This window comes from Subdoligranulum sp. DSM 23681 (genome assembly GCF_057005535.1).
Map to the genome: position 1 here is coordinate 1,144,204 of NZ_CM168050.1, position 18,734 is coordinate 1,162,937.

At 61.3% G+C, this 18,734-nt stretch carries 16 protein-coding genes; 3 read left to right on the forward strand and 13 right to left on the reverse strand.

What is annotated here, in order from left to right; translation table 11 throughout:
• Positions 1 to 3: 3 nt before the first annotated feature.
• The 8 genes from AC127K_RS05460 to rfbF form a co-directional block, all read right to left on the reverse strand.
• Positions 4 to 1,845: a thiamine pyrophosphate-binding protein gene (locus AC127K_RS05460; RefSeq protein ID WP_483721858.1), complete on the reverse strand. Its 1,842-nt coding sequence runs from the start codon at positions 1,843 to 1,845 to the stop codon at positions 4 to 6.
• 66 nt (positions 1,846 to 1,911) lie between these two features.
• Complete coding sequence (locus AC127K_RS05465; RefSeq protein WP_483721859.1) at positions 1,912 to 2,979, reverse strand: glycosyltransferase family 4 protein; 1,068 nt, start codon at positions 2,977 to 2,979, stop codon at positions 1,912 to 1,914.
• 36 nt (positions 2,980 to 3,015) lie between these two features.
• Entirely contained in the window at positions 3,016 to 4,251 is a 1,236-nt protein-coding gene (locus AC127K_RS05470; RefSeq protein ID WP_483721861.1) for an oligosaccharide flippase family protein, read from the reverse strand.
• Between the two features lie 33 nt (positions 4,252 to 4,284).
• Positions 4,285 to 5,631 (reverse strand): lipopolysaccharide biosynthesis protein RfbH, encoded by a 1,347-nt coding sequence (gene rfbH, locus AC127K_RS05475; protein ID WP_483721862.1) that lies wholly within the window; start codon positions 5,629 to 5,631, stop codon positions 4,285 to 4,287.
• A gap of 50 nt (positions 5,632 to 5,681) precedes the next feature.
• On the reverse strand, positions 5,682 to 8,048 hold the full coding sequence (locus AC127K_RS05480; RefSeq protein WP_483721863.1) for a hypothetical protein: 2,367 nt from the start codon (positions 8,046 to 8,048) through the stop codon (positions 5,682 to 5,684).
• Positions 8,049 to 8,078: 30 nt separating this feature from the next.
• A complete protein-coding gene (locus AC127K_RS05485) occupies positions 8,079 to 9,878 on the reverse strand; it encodes a hypothetical protein (RefSeq protein ID WP_483721864.1) in 1,800 nt (599 codons plus the stop codon).
• Positions 9,879 to 9,901: 23 nt separating this feature from the next.
• A complete protein-coding gene (gene rfbG, locus AC127K_RS05490; protein WP_483722173.1) occupies positions 9,902 to 10,963 on the reverse strand; it encodes a CDP-glucose 4,6-dehydratase in 1,062 nt (353 codons plus the stop codon).
• Positions 10,963 to 11,739, reverse strand: a complete 777-nt coding sequence (rfbF, locus tag AC127K_RS05495; RefSeq protein WP_483721865.1) for a glucose-1-phosphate cytidylyltransferase — start codon at positions 11,737 to 11,739, stop codon at positions 10,963 to 10,965. Before rfbF ends, rfbG begins: the two co-directional genes overlap by 1 nt.
• 214 nt (positions 11,740 to 11,953) lie before the next feature.
• On the opposite strand from rfbF, the gene AC127K_RS05500 reads away from it, so the two are divergent.
• The 3 genes from AC127K_RS05500 to AC127K_RS05510 are packed head-to-tail and all read left to right on the forward strand — an operon-like array spanning position 11,954 to position 16,208.
• A complete protein-coding gene (locus AC127K_RS05500) occupies positions 11,954 to 12,844 on the forward strand; it encodes a glycosyltransferase family 2 protein (RefSeq protein ID WP_483721867.1) in 891 nt (296 codons plus the stop codon).
• Between the two features lie 27 nt (positions 12,845 to 12,871).
• Positions 12,872 to 13,840, forward strand: a complete 969-nt coding sequence (locus tag AC127K_RS05505) for a glycosyltransferase family 2 protein (RefSeq protein WP_483721869.1) — start codon at positions 12,872 to 12,874, stop codon at positions 13,838 to 13,840.
• 34 nt (positions 13,841 to 13,874) lie between these two features.
• Positions 13,875 to 16,208, forward strand: coding sequence for a glycosyltransferase (locus AC127K_RS05510; RefSeq protein ID WP_483721870.1), 2,334 nt, complete (start codon positions 13,875 to 13,877; stop codon positions 16,206 to 16,208).
• Positions 16,209 to 16,297: 89 nt separating this feature from the next.
• On the opposite strand, the gene AC127K_RS05515 is transcribed toward AC127K_RS05510, so the two are convergent.
• The 5 genes from AC127K_RS05515 to AC127K_RS05535 form a co-directional block, all read right to left on the reverse strand.
• Positions 16,298 to 16,531 carry an acyl carrier protein gene (locus AC127K_RS05515; RefSeq protein WP_294542949.1) on the reverse strand — a complete coding sequence of 78 codons (234 nt, stop codon included), beginning with the start codon at positions 16,529 to 16,531 and terminating at the stop codon, positions 16,298 to 16,300.
• Positions 16,532 to 16,710: 179 nt separating this feature from the next.
• The gene (locus tag AC127K_RS05520; protein WP_294542948.1) at positions 16,711 to 16,899 is read right to left on the reverse strand and encodes a hypothetical protein; all 189 of its coding nucleotides are present in this window, start codon (positions 16,897 to 16,899) and stop codon (positions 16,711 to 16,713) included.
• A gap of 15 nt (positions 16,900 to 16,914) precedes the next feature.
• Positions 16,915 to 17,232 carry a hypothetical protein gene (locus AC127K_RS05525; protein ID WP_483721871.1) on the reverse strand — a complete coding sequence of 106 codons (318 nt, stop codon included), beginning with the start codon at positions 17,230 to 17,232 and terminating at the stop codon, positions 16,915 to 16,917.
• A complete protein-coding gene (locus AC127K_RS05530; RefSeq protein ID WP_483721872.1) occupies positions 17,232 to 17,897 on the reverse strand; it encodes a M23 family metallopeptidase in 666 nt (221 codons plus the stop codon). The genes AC127K_RS05525 and AC127K_RS05530 overlap by 1 nt, the downstream gene beginning before the upstream one ends.
• Positions 17,898 to 17,915: 18 nt before the next feature.
• A complete protein-coding gene (locus AC127K_RS05535) occupies positions 17,916 to 18,725 on the reverse strand; it encodes a phage baseplate protein (RefSeq protein WP_483721873.1) in 810 nt (269 codons plus the stop codon).
• Positions 18,726 to 18,734: the final 9 nt, after the last annotated feature.

An 18,734-nucleotide genomic window follows, 5' to 3' on the forward strand; every position in this document is an offset into this window, starting at 1 on the left:
TCCTTATTCTTCCAGCATCAGGGGGATGAACATGTTCCGCTCCAGTTCCTCCCGGGGCAGGAAGGGGGCCAGGTCCTCCAGCGGCGGGCTGACCAGGGTGCCGTCAGGCAGGCGCTTGGTACTGCTCTTGGGTTCCCAGACCTGCCGGGTATCGGTGAAGATCTCGCAGAAGACCGCGCCGTCCACGGCCAGGGCCTGGTCCACCGCCTCCTTCATTTCGGCGTTGGAGTGGGCGCACAGGTAGGGGTAGCCGAAAGCTTCGGCCAGCTTTTTGTATTCGGGGAAGGACAGGTCCCCGGATTCCGGCCCGATGCCCACCTTGCAATGTTCCTTGAACAGGTTGTTCTGGGTCAGCCGGATGGAATGATACCCCTGGTTGTTGATGAGGAAGATCTTGATAGGCAGACGGTTGGTCAGGATGGTCTGCAGTTCCTGCAGGTTCATCATGATGGAGCCGTCCCCTTCCAGGCAGATGGTGGTCCGGCGGCCCCCGCCGATGCAGGTGCCGATGGCGGCGGGCAGACCGTAGCCCATGCTGGCCACGGCGCTGTTGTTGGCCATGCGGCTGCCTTTCTGGATGACATAGGCCTGATTGCCCACCACGCAGCAGGCGCCGTTGGACACGGCGGTCAGGCTGTTCTCCGGCAGGCGGCTGCTCAGGTACCGCACAAAGGCGTAGACGTTGGCGGTCTGGCCGTTCTCCTCCCACTGACGGGGCAGCACGGCCGGGTAGTCCCGCTTCCAGCGGCGGCAGGTCTCCAGCCAGGATTCCTGACGGCACACCGGGGCCAAGGGCGCGGCGGCGGCGTCCAGTTTTCCCAGGAAATCCGCCGCGTCCGCCCAGACCGGCATCTCCACATGGAGGGTATGCTTTTTCAGCTCCGCCGCATCAATGTCCACCATGATGACCTTGGCCGCCCGGGCCCAGGTCTTCCAGTTATAGCCCACCTGGCGGATGGAGATGCGGGTGCCCACGGCCAGGATCAGGTCGGCGTTCTGGATGGCCCAGTTGCCGGGGCGGTCGCCCATGTTGCCCGCCCGGCCGCAGTACAGGGGGTTGTCGTCCTCGATGAGGTCCACCGCGTTCCAGTAGGTCACGATGGGGATGTTCAGCTTTTCGGCCACCGAACGGAAGGCATCGTACGCCCCGGACAGCCGGATGCCGTATCCGGCGTGGAACACCGGGCGCTGGGCGCCGGCGATCAGGTCCAGCACCTGCTGAATGGTGGCGTCCTCCACCGGCGGGGGCAGCTTGGCGTCGTCCTCGGCGGGGTCGTAGCCTTCCAGGGTATCGGTCTCGATGTAGCCGCCCTGGTAGTTCACCGGGATGTCCACCCACACCGGGCCGGGGCGTCCGGTGGTGGCCAGGTGCCAGGCCTTCTCCAGGATATAGCGGATGCGGGTGGGGTCCTCCACCATGACGGCGTATTTGGTCATGGGGGTGACCGACTTCACGATGTCGTATTCCTGGTCCCCCACCGCCCGCAGAGGCAGGCCGTCGGTGAACTGCATGGCATAGCGGGCGGTGGTGTCGTACCGTACCTGCCCGGAGACCACGAACATGGGGATGGAGTCCAGCCAGCCCCCCAGCACGCCGGTCAGGGCGTTGGTGCCCCCCGGGCCGGTGGTGACGCACACCGCCGCGATGCGGTTGTCCAGCCGAGCGTAGGCCTCCGCCGCCATGGCGCAGGCCTGTTCATGGTGGTTGTAGGTCACATGCAGACCGGGATGGTGCCCGAAAGCATCATTCAGGTGCATGGCACCGCCGCCCACCACCGAAAACACATCGGTGACACCGTGGGCGCACAAGAAATCGGCCACATAATCGGCCAGACGCTGACGCATAAGAAGCAACCATCCTTTACTTGATATTTGATCGGGCACAATCACCGCGGGAACCTTGCTTCGGGTTTATTCCTGGATGCCGGCCATTTCTGTGCAGATCCGGTCCATTTTACGGGCAGAAATATCCCACCCGAAACGTTCCAGCACCTTTGAGGCGGGTTCCACTTCCTGCACCAGCAATTTGTCCAGGTCCACATTATAATCAAAGGGATCCACATAGTATGCGCTATCCCGGTACAGTTCCGGCAGACAGGAAGCTCTGGCAATCACGATTTTGGCGCCCAGTGCCAATGCTTCCATGGGAGGTATCCCGAAGCCTTCATAGAAAGAAGGGAACAGGAATGCACGGCAATGTTCGATGAGCGAACGGATCATCTCATCCGATATATACCCAAGGTGAAGAATGTTCGGAGCGTCAAATTCAACGTTCTTCTGCCATTCTTCCTGGCAGCCGGCAATGGCAAAATAGCGGTCCGGATTTCGTTTGGCCGTTTCCAGGATCCACTTGAAATTCTTTTGTTTGCGGTTGGCAGAAAGAGAGAAATAGTATTCTCCGTCCTTCAGCTGTGGATAAGCTTCCCGCCAGGATTCATCCGTTCCCACCCGGCGGATGTGCTGCCATGCATTGCCGATCACATAAATCCGATCCTTAGGAACATGGTACAGTTCCGCTATATCCTGCTTGCTGAATTCCGAAACCGTAGCAAGGACCGATGCCCGTTTTGCTGCGATCCGATAGTTCAGCAGCAGCATCCAACGGGCGAAGGGGCTTTCAATGGACTGCCGCAGTTCCGGCAGTTTCGCGATCATAACATCGTGCAGAATTGCCAGACCATGGGGATAGAGCATCGGCACAATGGTGCAGGGAAACACCCCGAACCGGCGTCGCGTCAGCAGATACCACGGCAGGCAGATCTGCTCCCAGACAAGCCCTTTTAAAGCCCCGTACCGCCGTATCGCAAGGTTTTTATACGCCGGCAGATCTTCTGCATCCGGCGGGACAAGAATCTCGTATTTGTCCGGCGGAGAAATCTGATCCAGTTCTTGCAGGATTTCCCGGATAAATCTCTGTACACCGCCTGTTTCGCCGCACAGCTGCCGTCCATCAATCACAATCGGTTTCCCATGTTTCAAAATCCAGCCCTCATTTCCAAATACTGCCACATCTCTTTACTGTACCTTCTGCTTTCGAATCAAAATTTTCGTAAGGAACACAATCGTTTGTATAACGGCCTGAAGCGCATAGGCAAAAGCCAGCACATAAGCGGCACCGTTAATTCCCTGCACACGGACCAGCGTGTCTGACAAAACCAGTGTGGCGGCCACGGCCACCCCAGCCCCCACGGCCACCGCCCGGTTGCTGCCGATGGCCACCAGGATCGCATTGCCGCAGGAAGTCAGCGCATTGATGCCTGTTGCCAGGATAGCCCAGTACAAAAGGTCATAGTACTGCAGGATCTCTGCCCCGAAAATCAGCCGCATGACAAATCGGCCGGCCACCACGGCAGCCAGTTCCGCCAGAAGCACAAAACCTGTGGTAAAGACATAAGTGTGCCCCACCAGCCGGAGAAGGCTGCTGCGATCTCGGCGGTTCCATGCATCCGCAAACCGGGGTACCAGTGCGATGACGATAGCAGGCACCAAGGTGGTGATAAGCACCGTGGGGGTAAAGACAGAAGAAAAATACCCAAGCTGTTCCGTGCCTGCCAGCTTTTGAATCGAACGCCGCGGCAGTGCGGTGGTGATCACCGGAAAAATGTTGGAAAGCATCAGTGCAAAGCACACACGCAACAGCCGGACAGCAGCATTCCAGTCCCCGCGCTTCCACAACGCTATGGTTTCCACCTTGCGGAAGCACCGCCAGTCATACAATACCGCTAACAGCAACGTAGCTAGGCACATGACCGTCAACGCCGCTAGCAGATTATGTACTGCAAGATACGTGCCCACGAATGCCAAAAAACACACTGTACCACGCATCATGTTGGAGTAGCCGTTGATATACAACCGTTCATGCAGCTGCAGAGATCCCAGCAGTGTGTCGCTCAACACATTTATATTGCTGTACAACAGGTACAACAGGATCGCCCAGCGCTCCAGCGGGGAATACCCCCCAGCAGCCAACAGATATACCGCGCAGGCCACACTGGACGCTAGTGCCGTAAGCACACGGGTAAGGATATATTGCCCTTGTGTGAACCGGCCCTCCACATCCGATACCTGATAGTTCCGCAGTCCATAGTTGGCAAAGAAGCTGAACACGTTGGACACTGTCATAGCCAGCGAAAAAACGCCCGCATCCTCATAACCGGACATCCGCACCAGCAACACCGAGATCAGCCACTGCCCGAACATCAGGACCACCGACCCCATGGAATTGATGGCCGCCTGCCTTCTGTAATCCATAAGAAATCCTTTTTCTGATAGGGAATACGATAATTACGCCTGTGCCGCTTCCAGAATGACCTGGGCCATATAGTCGATCATGGCGTCGGTCATGCCGGGGTACACGCCCACCCAGAAGGTGTTGTTCATGATGAAATCGGTGTTGGTCAGCTCGCCCGCCACCCGGTAGGCGTCGGTGCCGCGGATCTGGTCGAAGCAGGGATGCTTGATCAGGTTGCCGCTGAACAGAAGCCGGGTCTGCACGTTCTTGGACTCGATATACCGGGTCATGGCGTTGCGGTCCAGGCCACTTTCCGGCCGCACCGAGATCAGGAAGCCGAACCAGGACGGCCGGCTGTTGGCCGCCGGTTCGGGCAGGATGAGCTTGTCCGCCGCGGGCTCCAGCGCCGCCCGCAGACGGTCCCAGTTATGGCGGCGGCGCTCGATGAAGGCGGGGAACTTTTTCAGCTGCTCGCAGCCGACGGCCGCCTGCATGTCGGTGACCTTGAGGTTGTAGCCGAAATGGCTGTACACATACTTATGGTCGTAGCCGAAGGGCAGTTCACCGTACTGGCCGTCAAAGCGGTGGCCGCAGAAGTTGTCGTGGCCGGAGGGGCACACGCAGTCCCGGCCCCAGTCCCGGTAGCTCTTGATGAGCCGGTTGAGCAGGGGGTTATTGGTGTAGACGCAGCCGCCTTCGCCCATGGTCATGTGGTGGGGCGGATAGAAGCTGGAGGTGCCGATGTCCCCCCAGGTGCCGGTAAACCGGGTCTCGCCGTTGATGGTGTACTGGGTGCCCAGGGCATCGCAGTTATCTTCCACCAGCCAGAGGTTGTGCTTGTCGCAGAAGGCCTTGACGGCGCTCAGGTCAAAGGGATTGCCCAGGGTGTGGGCGATCATCACCGCCTTGGTCTTGGGGGAAAGGGCCGCTTCCAGCCGGGTCACGTCGATGTTGTACTGGGGCACGGTCACGTCCACAAACACCGGCACCGCGCCGTACTGCAGCGCCGGGGTGACGGTGGTGGGGAACCCGCAGGCCACCGTGATGATCTCGTCCCCTTTCTTGATCTGGCGGTCCCCCAGTTCGGGAGCGGTCAGGGCCATGAAGGCGATGAGGTTGGCGGAGGAGCCGCTGTTCACCAGATTGGCAAAACGCACGCCGATCCACCGGGCGAATTCCTTTTCGAATTCATCCGCAAACCGGCCGGTGGTGAGCCAGAAATCCAGCGTCGCATCGGTGAGGGCGCACATCTCTTTTTCGTCAAAGACGCGGGACGCATAGGTGATGCGGTCTCCGGGGCGGAACTCCTCTTTCTTTTCCTTGAAATCGTGGTAATACTGCGCCACAAGGGCCTTGATCTGTTCACGGGCTTCGGCTTCGCTGGACCAGGTTTTCTGCATGGTGTCCTCCTTCGTTTCAAACAGACTCCACAGGGAGCCGTATCATGGGTTTATTCAGCCGGCGCTCCGGCGTAGGTCAGATAATACATGACGGTGCTTTCGGATACTTCCTCCGACGTATGGCAGACCAGTTCCACCCGGTACAGCCCGTCTTCGGGGATCGCCGGCATGGCGGACGCCGGCGCCGTCATTTCAAGGTGCTGGGGGTCCCGGGCCGCCTGTACGTCCAGGGTCCCCACCGAAGTGCCGTCCAGGAGCACTTCAATGGTAAACTGCTCCTGTCCGTTGCTGCTGAACAGCTCATCGTCCGTGTCCACCCGCAGCACAAAGCCCTTTTCGTGGATGGCATCGGCGGCCAGCAACAGATCGGCCTGTGAGACCGTCTCAAAGTTGTACTGCTTTTCCCGCCGGTTGATGCCGGTGGCCTTGGTCTGGTAGATGGGCAGGGAATTCTTGCCCAGGTCTTCGGTGGAGAAGGCCGACGGGATCTGCACATTGCGGGAGCAGTAATACACCACCGGCTCGCTTTCCGGGATCCCGAATTCCGGCACCAGTTCATTGTTATCCTGAATAGCGCCCATCTGCCAGGGATGGATGAGCACCGCGTTCTGGCTGTTGACATCGGCCAGCATGGCCAGTGCCGTTTCGTCGTTGGTCTCCTTGGCCGCCCGGATATCGCACTGGATATCCGAGACGTCCCGCTCATGATAGCCCGGGTCCCAGCCCAGCTGGGCATATATTTCCTGGGTGAAGTCGCCCAGGGCGTAGGTATTCTGCGGGACCTTGGCCTCCACCTCGGCCGCCACATCCAGCAAAGACTGCATGGAGTAGGTCCCGGTCTCGATCCGTTGGGACAAAACCGGCACCACACCGGTCACCGCGGCAAGGGACAGCCCGCACAGCGCCACCGTCATGAATCCGCCGACGCCGGCGAGGGCCCCCTGCCAGACAGCACGGCCCTGCAGGGATTCCTTCGCCGCGGGCAGTACCAGGGATGCCAGCACCGCCATGCAGAGGATCTGATAGGGCTGGATGCACATGGTCCCCGCAGCAGCGCGGTTGAAGTAGTAATAGCTCTGGCCGATGCCCATAACACCGAACAGTGCCAGGAAGAAACGGGGTTCCGTCTGCCGGTCGGGAGCAATGGGAAGCCAGGATGTCACCGTCAGTCCCAGAAGGATGCAGCCGCTGAACAGCAGAATGGGCAGCAACCAGGAAATGCCGTCGCTGTTCAGCAGATTGGAGGACAGTCCCTGGGTGTATCCCTGCCCGCCCAGCAGCGGATAGAAGCAGGCCCGCAGGATCAGCGGACCGCCGCACAGCAGGTTGTACAGGTTCACAATGGCCATCATGCCGGCCACCGCCGCCGCACTTCCCGCCACCGTCTGTAGGTAGACCTTCCACATGGACCGGGCATAGGGTTTCTGACGGCGCCAGCCCCACAGCCAGATGAAGAGGGAAAATGCCGCCGTGGCCACCAGGCCGCTGTCGGTGTTCCACACAATGGCAAGGCAGCACAGCAGATATCCCGCCGACATCCGGCGAAGGCTGAACCCGCCCTTGTCCACACAGTGCAGGGTATACAGCAGGACGGCCAGCGGCCACAGATGCCGCAGGGGGATGGTCTGTAAATAGGCTGTCTCCATATTGGCCGTCACGCAGGCCGATGCCAGCAGGGCCAGGGCAGCCACAGCCCGGGAGCGCACGGTTTTCAGCAGGATGGCGGCCAGCAGCGTCTGCGTTATGACGCCGCACAGCGCCAGCAGCAAAGCCACCGTCTGGGCTTTGTGGCCGAACAAATGCAGGAAGGGCCAGAAAAAGATGGCATAATGGCCGTACATGCCGGTGGTACGGATGGTGTACGGTTCACTGAACGCCGCGTTGTAGATGCTCTGGGTGACCGCGGTGACATGGTGAATCTGATGGCCGCTGCCGTTGAGCAGATTGGGCACATAGCACACCGCGGCATAGGAAAAGATCGCAAACAGGTAGATGCCCGCCACAGGCAGCCAGCTCTGTGTCTTCTGTTCCGTGCCGGTCAGCCAGGGCCACAGCATGAAGGCGAACACGGCGATTGCCCCCAGCATCAGCCAAGCGGGGAACCCGGTCCAGACGCCATCCGCGGGGAAGCGGGAAACCAGAGCGGCCAGCCCCGCCGCAAATACCACGGCACCCACCACGGCTGCGCCCCAGCGCAGTGCGGGCAGCGACGGCAGCCCGCGGCGGTGCAGCCAGACCAGCCCGTGATACAGGAGCATCTGCAGCACCAGCGCGCCGGCGATGCACAGATAGACCCGGATCAGCTGGCTGCTCTGGTCGGTGGCACCAAACGTATACAGCGCTGCGCACAGCGCCGCCATGGCCGCCGCCGTGGCCAGAAAAAAGCTGTTTGCCCGACAGTTCAGGTCAGAATTCATGGCTTGTATATCCCTCTTTCCCCTTGTTTTTCAGGGCCACAGGCTGATGCGCCGGGAAATGATGTTGTCATCCCGGACGGTGACAAAGTAATCGCCGTTTTCATCCGGTTCGGTCCGGGGCAGGTCCCGCAGGCAGGCTTCATGCCAGACTTCGCTGCCGTCCTCCCCCAGAGTGATATAGCTCAGGATCGCATCCGCCGGGACCTTATCCCCCTGGATGTAGACCTTCACGCTGTCCGCATAGCGGGTCATATCGTCGGTGACATGTGCCACCCACGCCACGTCATATCCTTCGTAATCGCGGGCATAGCACAAAAAGTAAATGGGTTCGCCGTTGGGCTGGGGATCGTTTTCCCACGCATCCACATGGTAGGCATTGCGGCTGCAGTCGCCGTACCGCAGGAAGAAAGCCTCCTGGGCGCCCTTATCGCTGCCCCAGACATTGAACTCGCACACCAGGGGCGAATCCTGGGGCACATCCGCCGCCAGTCCGGCCTCCACACTGTCGCACAGGAATTCGTAGGTGGCGCGCTTCTCCGTTCCGTTGTGCTGGCGGGTGGCCGCCCGCTGATAGGCTCCGCAGGCCGTCAGCCCCAGGATGACCACCACGGCAAGCACGACCATGCCCCAGCGGGCATACCGGCTGCCGCGCACCAGGCGGAACAGCCAGACCAGCACCACCAGGACCATCAGGGCCACACCGAAAGATTCCACCGCCGCCGGGATGTACGCGGTGGTCCAGGTCACCCAGCCGTCCTGATACTTGCCGGACAGGCCCACCAGAAAGGCCGGTCCCGCCAGCATGGACAGTCCCATCAGGAACAGAAACACACTCTGCCTTTTATCCGGTTCCGGACGGCCCAGCCACAAAAAGCAAACCACCACGGCTGCCAGCACCAGCGGCCAGAAAAAGTCCCCTGCCGTGTAGGAAGTGGGGTGGTAGTCAGACAAAAGGATGGTATTCAGCGGGAATCCGGCGGACATCTGCTGCACCCAGGTCAAAGCGATCTCCTTCAGATCAAAAGAGGCCTGCACGCCGGCATAGGACTGGCTCCCGGCAGAGGTATTCAGCCGGGAACTCATCACATACAGGCACAGCGCCGCCACTTCGCCGCCCAGGAACGGCAGGCCGAGGCGCACCGCTTTCCAGAAGCGGGGTTCCAGCACAAGCGCCAGAAACCCCAGCATGAGGATATAGGTATATCCGATTTCGTAGGTGCCGCAGGTCCAGAATGTCAGCAGCGCGCCCAGCACGCCCCAGCGCCAATGCCCCGTCTTATGCAGCGCCACCATGCACAGTCCTGCCAGAAGGGCCGGACACAGGGCCATCTGCGGCAGGGCTTCGTAGCTGAACATTCCGTTGCTGGACCAGTCCGTCCACAGGCAGAGCATCAGGGGCAGCAGGGCAAAGAGGGCTCCGCCCAGCCGTTTGCGGCCGGTGGCTTTGGTCACAAGCAGGCCCAACAGGGCTGCATCCACCAGGGTATGGCCGATGATGAACAGCCGGTACCGGTCAATATTGCCCTTGAACCAATAGCGCAGGGGCACCGGAAGGGTGGAAAAAGGGAAAAAGCGGCTGTTCTGCAGGGTAAGAGCCTTCCAGATGCCGGCCGTTTCCTGTTTCATCAGCTCCCACACGGAGCCGTGTGTCAGTTCGTAATAAGACCTGAGGTTGTTGACCTGATCGTCCCCGCCCAGCGGCGCCAGCAGCGTGACCCTCAGATAGCTCACGGCCGCCGCCAGTGCCACTGCCAGCAGTATCCACCAGAACCAGGCCGCCCCCGTGAGAGCGCGGACATTTCTTTTCAGTGTTTCCTGTTGCTTTTTCACCTTGTCTGTGTTCTCCTCTGTCATCAGCATCCGTGCAGGAATTCCGCGATCTCCGCATCCATCTCCGCCGGGATATCCCCGCCTGCCAGCCAGACCTTGCCGAAACGGCAGGTCATGCGCATGCACTCCTCTATATGCCAGCGGGGATGCCAGCCGAAAGCAGCCTTGAGCTTGCTGCAGTCCAGCTTGAGGAAGTTGGCTTCGTGGGGGGCATTGGCTTCGGCGCGGTTCTCCCACCGGGCGCCTTCGCCCCAGCAGCGGCAGAACAGGTCCACCAGATCCCCGGTGGTGACGCAGTCGCAGTCGTCCGGGCCCACATTGTAATATCCCGCGAAGGCCGGGTCCTCATACTGGGCCTTGGCGATCATCAGATACACCGCCAGCGGTTCCAGCACATGCTGATAAGGGCGGGTCGAATAGGGATTGCGCACCCCGATCGCCTCGCCCTTGGCCATGGCACGGATGCAGTCCGGAATGATCCGGTCGTTGGCGAAGTCCCCGCCGCCGATGACATTGCCGGCCCGGGCGGTGGACACCGCCACCCCCATGCCGTCCAGGAAGCTGCATTTATAGCTGTGGGTCACCAGTTCGGAGCAGCTCTTGCTGTTGGAGTACGGATCGTACCCGTCCAGAGGCTCATTTTCCCGGTAGCCCCAGTGCCATTCCTTATTTTCGTATACCTTGTCGGTGGTGACGTTGAGCACCGAACGGGGCGGCTGTGCCGCCGTGCGCACGCATTCCAGCAGGTTCACGGTGCCCATCACGTTGGTCTCGTAGGTGTAGCGCGGGTCCTTATAGCTGTCCCGCACAATGGGCTGTGCTGCCAGATGCAGCACGATCTCCGGTCTTGCCTGCTCAAAGGCCGCCTTCAGAGCGTCCATGTCCCGGATGTCCCCGATGACGCTGGTCATCTTTCCGTCCAGATCCGCCATGCGGAACAGGGCAGGGTCGGTGGGCGGTTCCAGGCTGTATCCGGTGACCAGGGCACCGGCGCCGGTGAGCATCCGGCACAGCCAGGTTCCCTTGAACCCGGTATGCCCGGTCACAAACACCCGTTTGCCTGCAAAGAAATTCAGGTCCAGCATCAGTCGTTCCACACTTTCCAGGGCGCCTTGCCTTCCGCCCACAGTTTTTCCAGCTGGTTTCTGTCCCGCACAGTGTCCATGCATTTCCAGAATCCCCCGTGGCAGCGGCTCTGCAGCTGCCCCCGGGCGGCCAGGGTCTCCAGCGGTTTCTTTTCCAGGACGGTCTCGTCCCCTTCGATGGCATCAAAGATCTCCGGGTTGCAGACCATGAACCCGATGTTGATCATGCTGCCGTCCATCTCCTGCTTTTCCCGGAACCCGGTCACCAGACCGGTGTCATCCACATCCAGCACCCCGAACTGCTGGCCCACATTGTAGCTGGACATGGTCACCGCCTTGCCGTGGGCACGGTGGAAGCGCTCCAGCTCGTTCAGGTCGATGTCGGACACACCGTCGCCGTAGGTCAGCATAAACGGCTCCTCCCCCACATAGGGGCGCACCCGCTTGATGCGGCCGCCGGTCATGGTGTTCAGACCGGTGTCCACCACCGTCACCTTCCAGGGTTCAGCGTGCGAGTTCAGCACCTGCATGGAATTGGTGGCCAGATCAAAGGAAACATCCGCGTTGTGCAGATAGTAGTCAAAGAAATACTGCTTGATCACATCCTGCTTGTACCCGGCGCAGATGATGAAATCGGTGTAGCCGTAATGGGCATACCCTTTCATGATATGCCACAGAATGGGTTTGCCGCCGATCTCCACCATGGGTTTGGGTTTGAGAACGCTCTCTTCGCTGATGCGTGTTCCAAACCCGCCGGCAAGAATTACTACTTTCATACTGTCACCTACCTGATTGCATGCTTACTGATAATTCTACCATATCCGGCGGCTTTTGACAATGAGTGGGAATACTTTTCACTTTGTTCATTTGTTGAATTTCCTTGGGTGATATGGTACACTGACTTTATATAATAACACGAAATTTCTTTGTAAATTGCTGTCACATTTTCTGCTGCCGGACATGGAGCCGCCGGAAAAGAAAGGGGTCAATATGCCGAAAATCGGGATCGTCATCTCCAACTACAATGGCTGGCGGGATACCCGGGTCTGTCTGGAAAGTCTGCGCCATCAGACATTCCGGGATTTCGAGGTCATCCTGCTGGATGATGCCTCCACCGATGATTCGGTGCAGCAGCTGAGCGGCATGCTGGACGACAATGTGGTGTTTTTGCCCCAGACGCGCAACCAGGGCTTTGCCGCCATCAACAACCTGGGCATCCGGCGGGCGCTGGCGGACGGTGCGGACTGGGTGATGCTGCTGAACAACGACACCGCCTGCGCCCCGGATATGCTGGAAACCCTGCTGCAGCAGACCCCGCCGGATGGGGTGAGCTGTCCCAAGATGCTTTTCATGGACCCGCCGGACGAGATCTGGTTTGCCGGCGGCACCCTGGACCGGAAGACCGGCAAGGTGGTCCATCTGGGCGGGCACGCCAAGGACGGGCCCGATTTTTCCCGGAAAAAGCAGGTGGGGTTCATCACCTTCTGCTGTGTCCTGCTGCCCCGGAAGGTCATCGAGGCTGTGGGCTACCTGGACGAATCGCTGTTCATGTACTGTGAGGATGTGGACTACTGCATCCGCCTGACCGATGCCGGCGTGCCCATGTGGTACCTGCCGGATGCGGTGCTGCACCACAAGGCCGGCGGAACCGCCGGGGGCATGCTCTCGGTATACTACATCACCCGCAACACCCTGACCCTGCGCTGCCGGGGCCGTTCGGCGGCTTTCCGCCGTCTGGCCGGGACCCTGGCGGCCCTGAAGGGCGGTCTGTGCTGTCTGGCTGCGGCCGCCCTGGGGCATCACAAAGGCCGCAGCTACGGCGAATGGCGCGGCGCCGTGGACTTTCTGAAAGGCCGCACCGGCCGCATGCCCGCCCCCTGAGAACTGTACCGGACAAGGAGTGATCGTATGCCCCCTCTCATCTCGGTGGTAGTCCCTGTATATAACAGTGCCCCTTATCTGGAAACCTGCCTGCGGAGTCTGCTGGCCCAGACCTGGCAGGACTGGGAAGCCATCCTGGTGGATGACGGCAGCACCGACGGTTCCGCCCGCCTGTGTGACACCTGGGCAAAGAAGGAGCCCCGTCTGCGGGTGATCCACCAGGAAAACGCAGGGGTCTCTGCGGCCCGCAACGCCGGCATCGCGGCGGCCCGGGGCGACTATCTGGCCTTCGTGGACGCGGATGACTGGGTGGAGCCGGACTATCTGCAGACCCTGTTCAACTGCATCGGTTCCCACGATATGGCGGTGTGCTGTGTCTGGGATCTCTCCGACTGGAACGAAAAAGTCTGCGGCGAGACCGTCTCCCTGCAGGTGCTGCGCACCACGCCTTCCCGGTACGCCAATCCGGTCTTTATCAACTATGCCTGCAACAAGCTGTACCGCACGGCCCTGGTCAGGCCCGCCATCCGGTTTCCCGAGGGGGTGCGCCGGTGTGAGGACGCCTACTTCGCGCAGGATTGTCTGCTGGCCTGCCGCAGCATTGCCGTCTGCCCCGACAAGCTGTACCATTACGAGCAGCACGAAGGGTCGGCGCTGCATCGGTTTTATACCGGCGTGTGCCGGGACGAACTGCCGCTGATGGAACGACAGCATGCCCTGTTCCACCCAGCCGCCCTGCCGGCGGAGGAGGAAGCGGCATACCGCGTCTGGGAATACGGAAAGGTCCTGGCTGTCTGCCGCTACATCCGGCAGTATGCACCGGACAGAGCCACGCGGAAGGCCTACCTGCAGCGCTGGGTCACCGCACCGGCGGTCTGGCACGCCCTGAAAGCCCTGCCTCCCTGCCTGGGCCGCAAGGCAACAGTCCTGAACCTGCTGACCGGCCTGCGCCTCAGACGGCTGTGCATCGCCTTTCTTGAATATCTCTGCCAATAAATTTTCGCAGACCCAAAAGAGGAGAGTGGATTCCATGATGGCTTCCGCCGCACCGAAAATTTCCATTCTGATGCCGGTGTACAATGTGGAGCCCTACCTGCCGCAGGCAATCGACAGTGTACTGGCCCAGACCATGCCCGACTTTGAACTGATCTGCGTGGACGACGGTTCCACCGACGGCAGCGGTGATATTCTGCGCCGCTATGCCGCCCGGGATGCCCGCATCCGCCCGTTGTTCCATGACACCAACCGGGGTCTTGTGGCCGCCCGCAAAACCGCAGCCGCCGCTGCCCGGGGCCGGTACATCCTGCTGCTGGACAGCGACGATACCCTGTTCCCCACCGCCTGTGAGACTGTATGGCGGGAGGAAGAAAAAAATCCCGTGGACATCCTGCAGTTCGGCACACAGGTCCGATTTGAAAGCCCGGTGCCCGAGCCGGAAAAGGCCCATCTGCGGGAGACTCTGCAGCCAGGCCGTTCCCGCCAGGGGGACCTGCTCACCCCCTGCTACCGGGACCGTCTCTGGAGCCATACCCTGTGGAACAAGGCCTACCGGGCCGGCCTGTGGCAGCAGATCCTGGAATACATCTCTCCGGCCTACATCAATATTGCCGAGGACGAGTACCTGTTCTTCCTGCTCTCGTATTTTGCCCGCAGTTACCGCGGCATCCCGGAACCGCTGTACTGCTACAATCTGGGCCGGGGCCTGACCGGGCAGATTACCATGACCGCCACCCAGTTTGGCAGCCATGTGGCCGGTGCCGCCGCTTACGACGCCATTGAGGAATTTCTCAACCGTACCCAATCCCTGTCCCGTCTTGCCCCTCTTCTGGCAGACATGCGCCGGGAAGCCCTGACCGCGCTGGTCTGCCAGTGGTTCTCCCGTCTGCCCGTTGCGGACAGCAGAACCGCTTTCCGAACGCTGGTAGACACCTGGGGTCTCCTGCCGGTTTTGGAAGAGCTGGTCAACCGGTATTGGGACAACCTGGATGACATTCTGGCCCGTCTGGTGCCTTCCTCTGCGCCCGTGCGGGAGAAGAAAGGAATTCCAGTCCGTACAATAGGTGTTTTTTATTACAGAATGGCAAACGGCGGTGTGGAACGGGTCCTCTCTTACCTGCTGCCTCTGTGGCGCTCCATGGGGTACCGGGTGGTGCTCATGACCGAGCAGCCCCCCTCTCCGGAAGATTATCCCCTGCCGGCGGACCTGGAGCGGGTACAGATCCCCGCCACCGAAAATTCCGCCCGCCGGAGTTATCCTTCCCGGGCCCGGGCATGGAAGGAGACCGTGGAACGGTACGGCATCGACACCGTGGTCTACGCGGCCCACGTCTGCGCCCTGCTTCCCTGGGACCTGCTGGTCCTGAAAGGGCTGGGCTGCAACTGCATCGTGCATTCCCACAGCATCTTCTCCTTCCTGTATTACGAGGCCATGCCCAACCGCTTCACCCTGACCCACGCCTATCGTCTGGCCGACCGGGTGGTGACCCTGGCCCGGGTCTGCAACACCTATTGGGGAAACTTCTGTCCCTCTTTCTACATTCCCAACCCGGTGGGAAAGCTGTGCCCGCCGGAGGAGGTCTCCCGCTGCACCGCTCCCAATCTTTTATGGGTGGGCCGCCTGAGCCCTGAAAAGCAGCCGGCCGATGCGCTGCAGGCCTTTGCCCTGATCCGCCGGCAGATTCCCGAGGCCACCCTGACGGTGGTGGGCACCGGGGAGACCGACGCCCCGCTGGAGGAGCTGCAGACCCTGGCACGGACCCTGCATCTGGAGGATGCTGTCCGGTTTGAAGGGTTCCAGGCCGAGGTGGGCCCGTACTACCGGACCGCCGCGGCCCTGCTGTTCACCTCCCGGTACGAAGGGTTTCCCATGGTTCTGGTGGAGAGCAAAAGCCATGGCGTGCCCATCGTGATGTACGACCTGAGCTACCTGGAAACGGTGCGGGACCAGCGCGGGGTCATTTCCGTTCCCCAGTCCGATGTTTCCCGGCTGGCGGAGGAAACCGTCCGCCTGCTGCGGGACGGGGAATACCGGCAGCGCATGCGTGCAGCGGCACGGCGCAGCGCCGAAGATCTGGCCGCCTTTGATCTGGCCGGGGCCTGGCGGGCGGTGTTCGACAGCCTGGAGACCCCCACCGGGCAGGCCTATGTGGCGCCGGCGGAATCCCGCCTGATGATGAACCTGCTGCTGGACAACGCCCAGTCGGGCAGCCAGGGTGCGGTGCGGTCCCTGGCGGGCGACGAGAAGGCTCTGCGCCTGGTCAACTCCAAGTTCATGCAGATCGCTGATCGGTACTGGTCCCTGACCGACCCTGTAAAAGAAGGGCTCAAACGGGTCCGCAAACGGCTGCGCAGGCGGCTGTCCTGAGTTGCCGTTTCCCCCGGATACAAGAAAAAACGCCGGCTGCCCCAAAGGCAGCCGGCGTATTGTTTTGCCGCGCATCCGGTGCGCCGCTTTTACTCTTCTTCTTCCAGCTCGCGGGCCAGTTTCCAGAGCTCCTCCAGCGTTTCCACTTCCGCCAGCCGTGCTTCGTCCACCTCCACACCGATGGCTTCGCCCAGCTGCCAGGCCAGCTCGATCAGATCCTCCTGATCGGCCCCCAGCTCGGACAGGGTGGTGGCGGGGGACAGTTCACTCTCATCGCAGCTGAACTGTTCCGCCAGAATCTCTTTCAGTTCCTGCTTGGTCATATCGCAGTTTCCCCCATTCCTGCGGCCGCAGACGGGCCGCTTGCTTTCTTTTGCCCTATGATACCCAATCGGCGCCTGCACCGTCAAGAGGAGAAGCCACCTATCCTGTTAGAAATCCCGGGAATTTTCTTGTGCAAACTCGACAAGAGCCCCCGCCGCGCCGCGCTGTACCGTTTGTTTCACCCCTTGCCCTGCCGCTGGCTCTGGGTACCGAAATAGAAGGCCACCACCATGGTGACCACGGTCATCACCGTGTCCGGCTGCAGCGCGCCCTGCAGGGCCAGGACCGCAAACACCCCGATGACCACCAGGGTCACAATGGTCTTGACCTTGACCAGCGCCGCCAGGTTTTTCCAGAATTCTTCCATGCCTTGCCTCCCCCCTCAATCCCCGCCGGAATGGACCGGCAGATTCTCGCATTTTTTCATGATGTGGGTCACGGCGGGGTCACCGTCCCCCAATGCCATGTAGGGGTCATAGCAGCTGCGCAGCGTCTCCACCCCATAGGGCGGCACCGCCCGCTCCTGGATGTAGTGCAGGCCCAGGTCGATGACCTTGGCCCGCAGCAGCCCCTTCACCCCATCCCGTATGGCCTTTTCCTCCTTGCGGCCCTGGGTCAGGCGGGCGGCAGCCCAGCCGCCGAAGGCCGTCAGCAGCGGCAGCAGCGCCGTGATCAGGCCGGAAATCATCTCCATTTCCATCACCCCGCATCTCCGTCCGCCCAGACGGACCGGTACAGGCCCAGCCGGTCCAGCTGTCGGGCCTGACACACCGCCAGGATGGCATCCGCATCCCCCTGGGTCACCGGTCCGATGGTGATGGTCTGCAGCCGTCCCGCCGGCTGCTGCGCCGTGGTCTTTGCCGGACGCTGCACTGCGCTTTCCTCGGGCTGGTAGGTATACACCTGGCTGCCGGCGGTGGTGAAGTCCCCGTCCAGCCAGACCAGCGGGTTGCGCCGGGTGCCGCCCAGGATCACCTCAAAATGCAGATGCGCCCCGGATACGTTGCCGGTCTCCCCGGTATACCCGATCAGCTGGCCTTCCCGCACCGTCTGGCCTTTTTCCACGCAAAAGGAGGACAGATGGGCATAGCGGGTCTGCAGGGTAACGCCTTCATAATCCCGGTGCCGGATGCGCACCATGGTGCCGTAGCTTTGCATGCCGGTCCGGGTGTGCCCGTCCCAGGTCTGGGTCTCCTGCACCGTGCCGTCCTCCGCCGCATACACCGGCTTTACCACGCTCCCGCCCTGGTTGGTGCGCAGGTCGATGGCCTCGTGGCGGCTGCCGTCACTGTAAAAGTATCCCGCCGTCAGCACATGCAGGGCCAGGGGCCAGGTCAGGAGCACGTCTCCGTTTGTCAGTCTCATACTTTTCCCTTTCCGCCGTCAGGCGATCCGCTGCCATTTGTACACTGCCAGATAGGGGGGCATGTTGTTGTGGGCCTGCCCGCCGCCGGGATTTGACACGGGGAATGTGCCGCCGGTATTGGTAAATCCGGCCACGGTGCCATCGTACCCAGGCTCGTACAGACTGGTCAGGTTTCGCGACGACCAGTAGGACATCTGTCCCAGGCTTGTGGGCAGTTCCGGCTGTGTCAGCGCGTGCTTTTCTTCGCCGCCGGTGGACCCGACTTCATGGGAGGCATCCCGGCCGAAGGTAAACCGCCCGGTGATCTCCTGCCAGGTACCGTATCCGAAATGCTGTGCCACCTTTTCGGGGGTGGACAGGTCGGCGCTCTGCCCCGCCACCGGTGCCCAGTCAAAGATATACCCCACCGGCAGCTGGAACCGGGCGTCCGCCTGGGGCCGTGTATAGTAGTTGGACAGGTCGATCTGCGCCCCGGTATCCACCCAGGCGCCGGTATCCTCGTCCCAGGTCCAGATGGTGTCGGTGGAGCCGATAATGGCCCATTGTCCGTTGCTGCCCGTGGGATAGCTGCCTGTGAGCTGGGCCGCATCGGCATACCAGCCCAGGGCCCCCTGGGTGATGGTCTGGGCCTGCCCGCACCAGTAGCGGGCGTTGTTGCTGTTTTCCCCCTCCCGAAGTCCGGTGCCGCCTTCCGCCCAGCTCCGGGACAGGTCGGCGCCCGCCCGGGCCTGCTGGACGGCCTCATCCACCTGGGGCAGTTTTTTCAGGGCCGCATCCAGTTCCGCGCCGGTCAGGGAGCTGTCATAGTAGGTCTGCACATCCGCCATCGGCGTTCC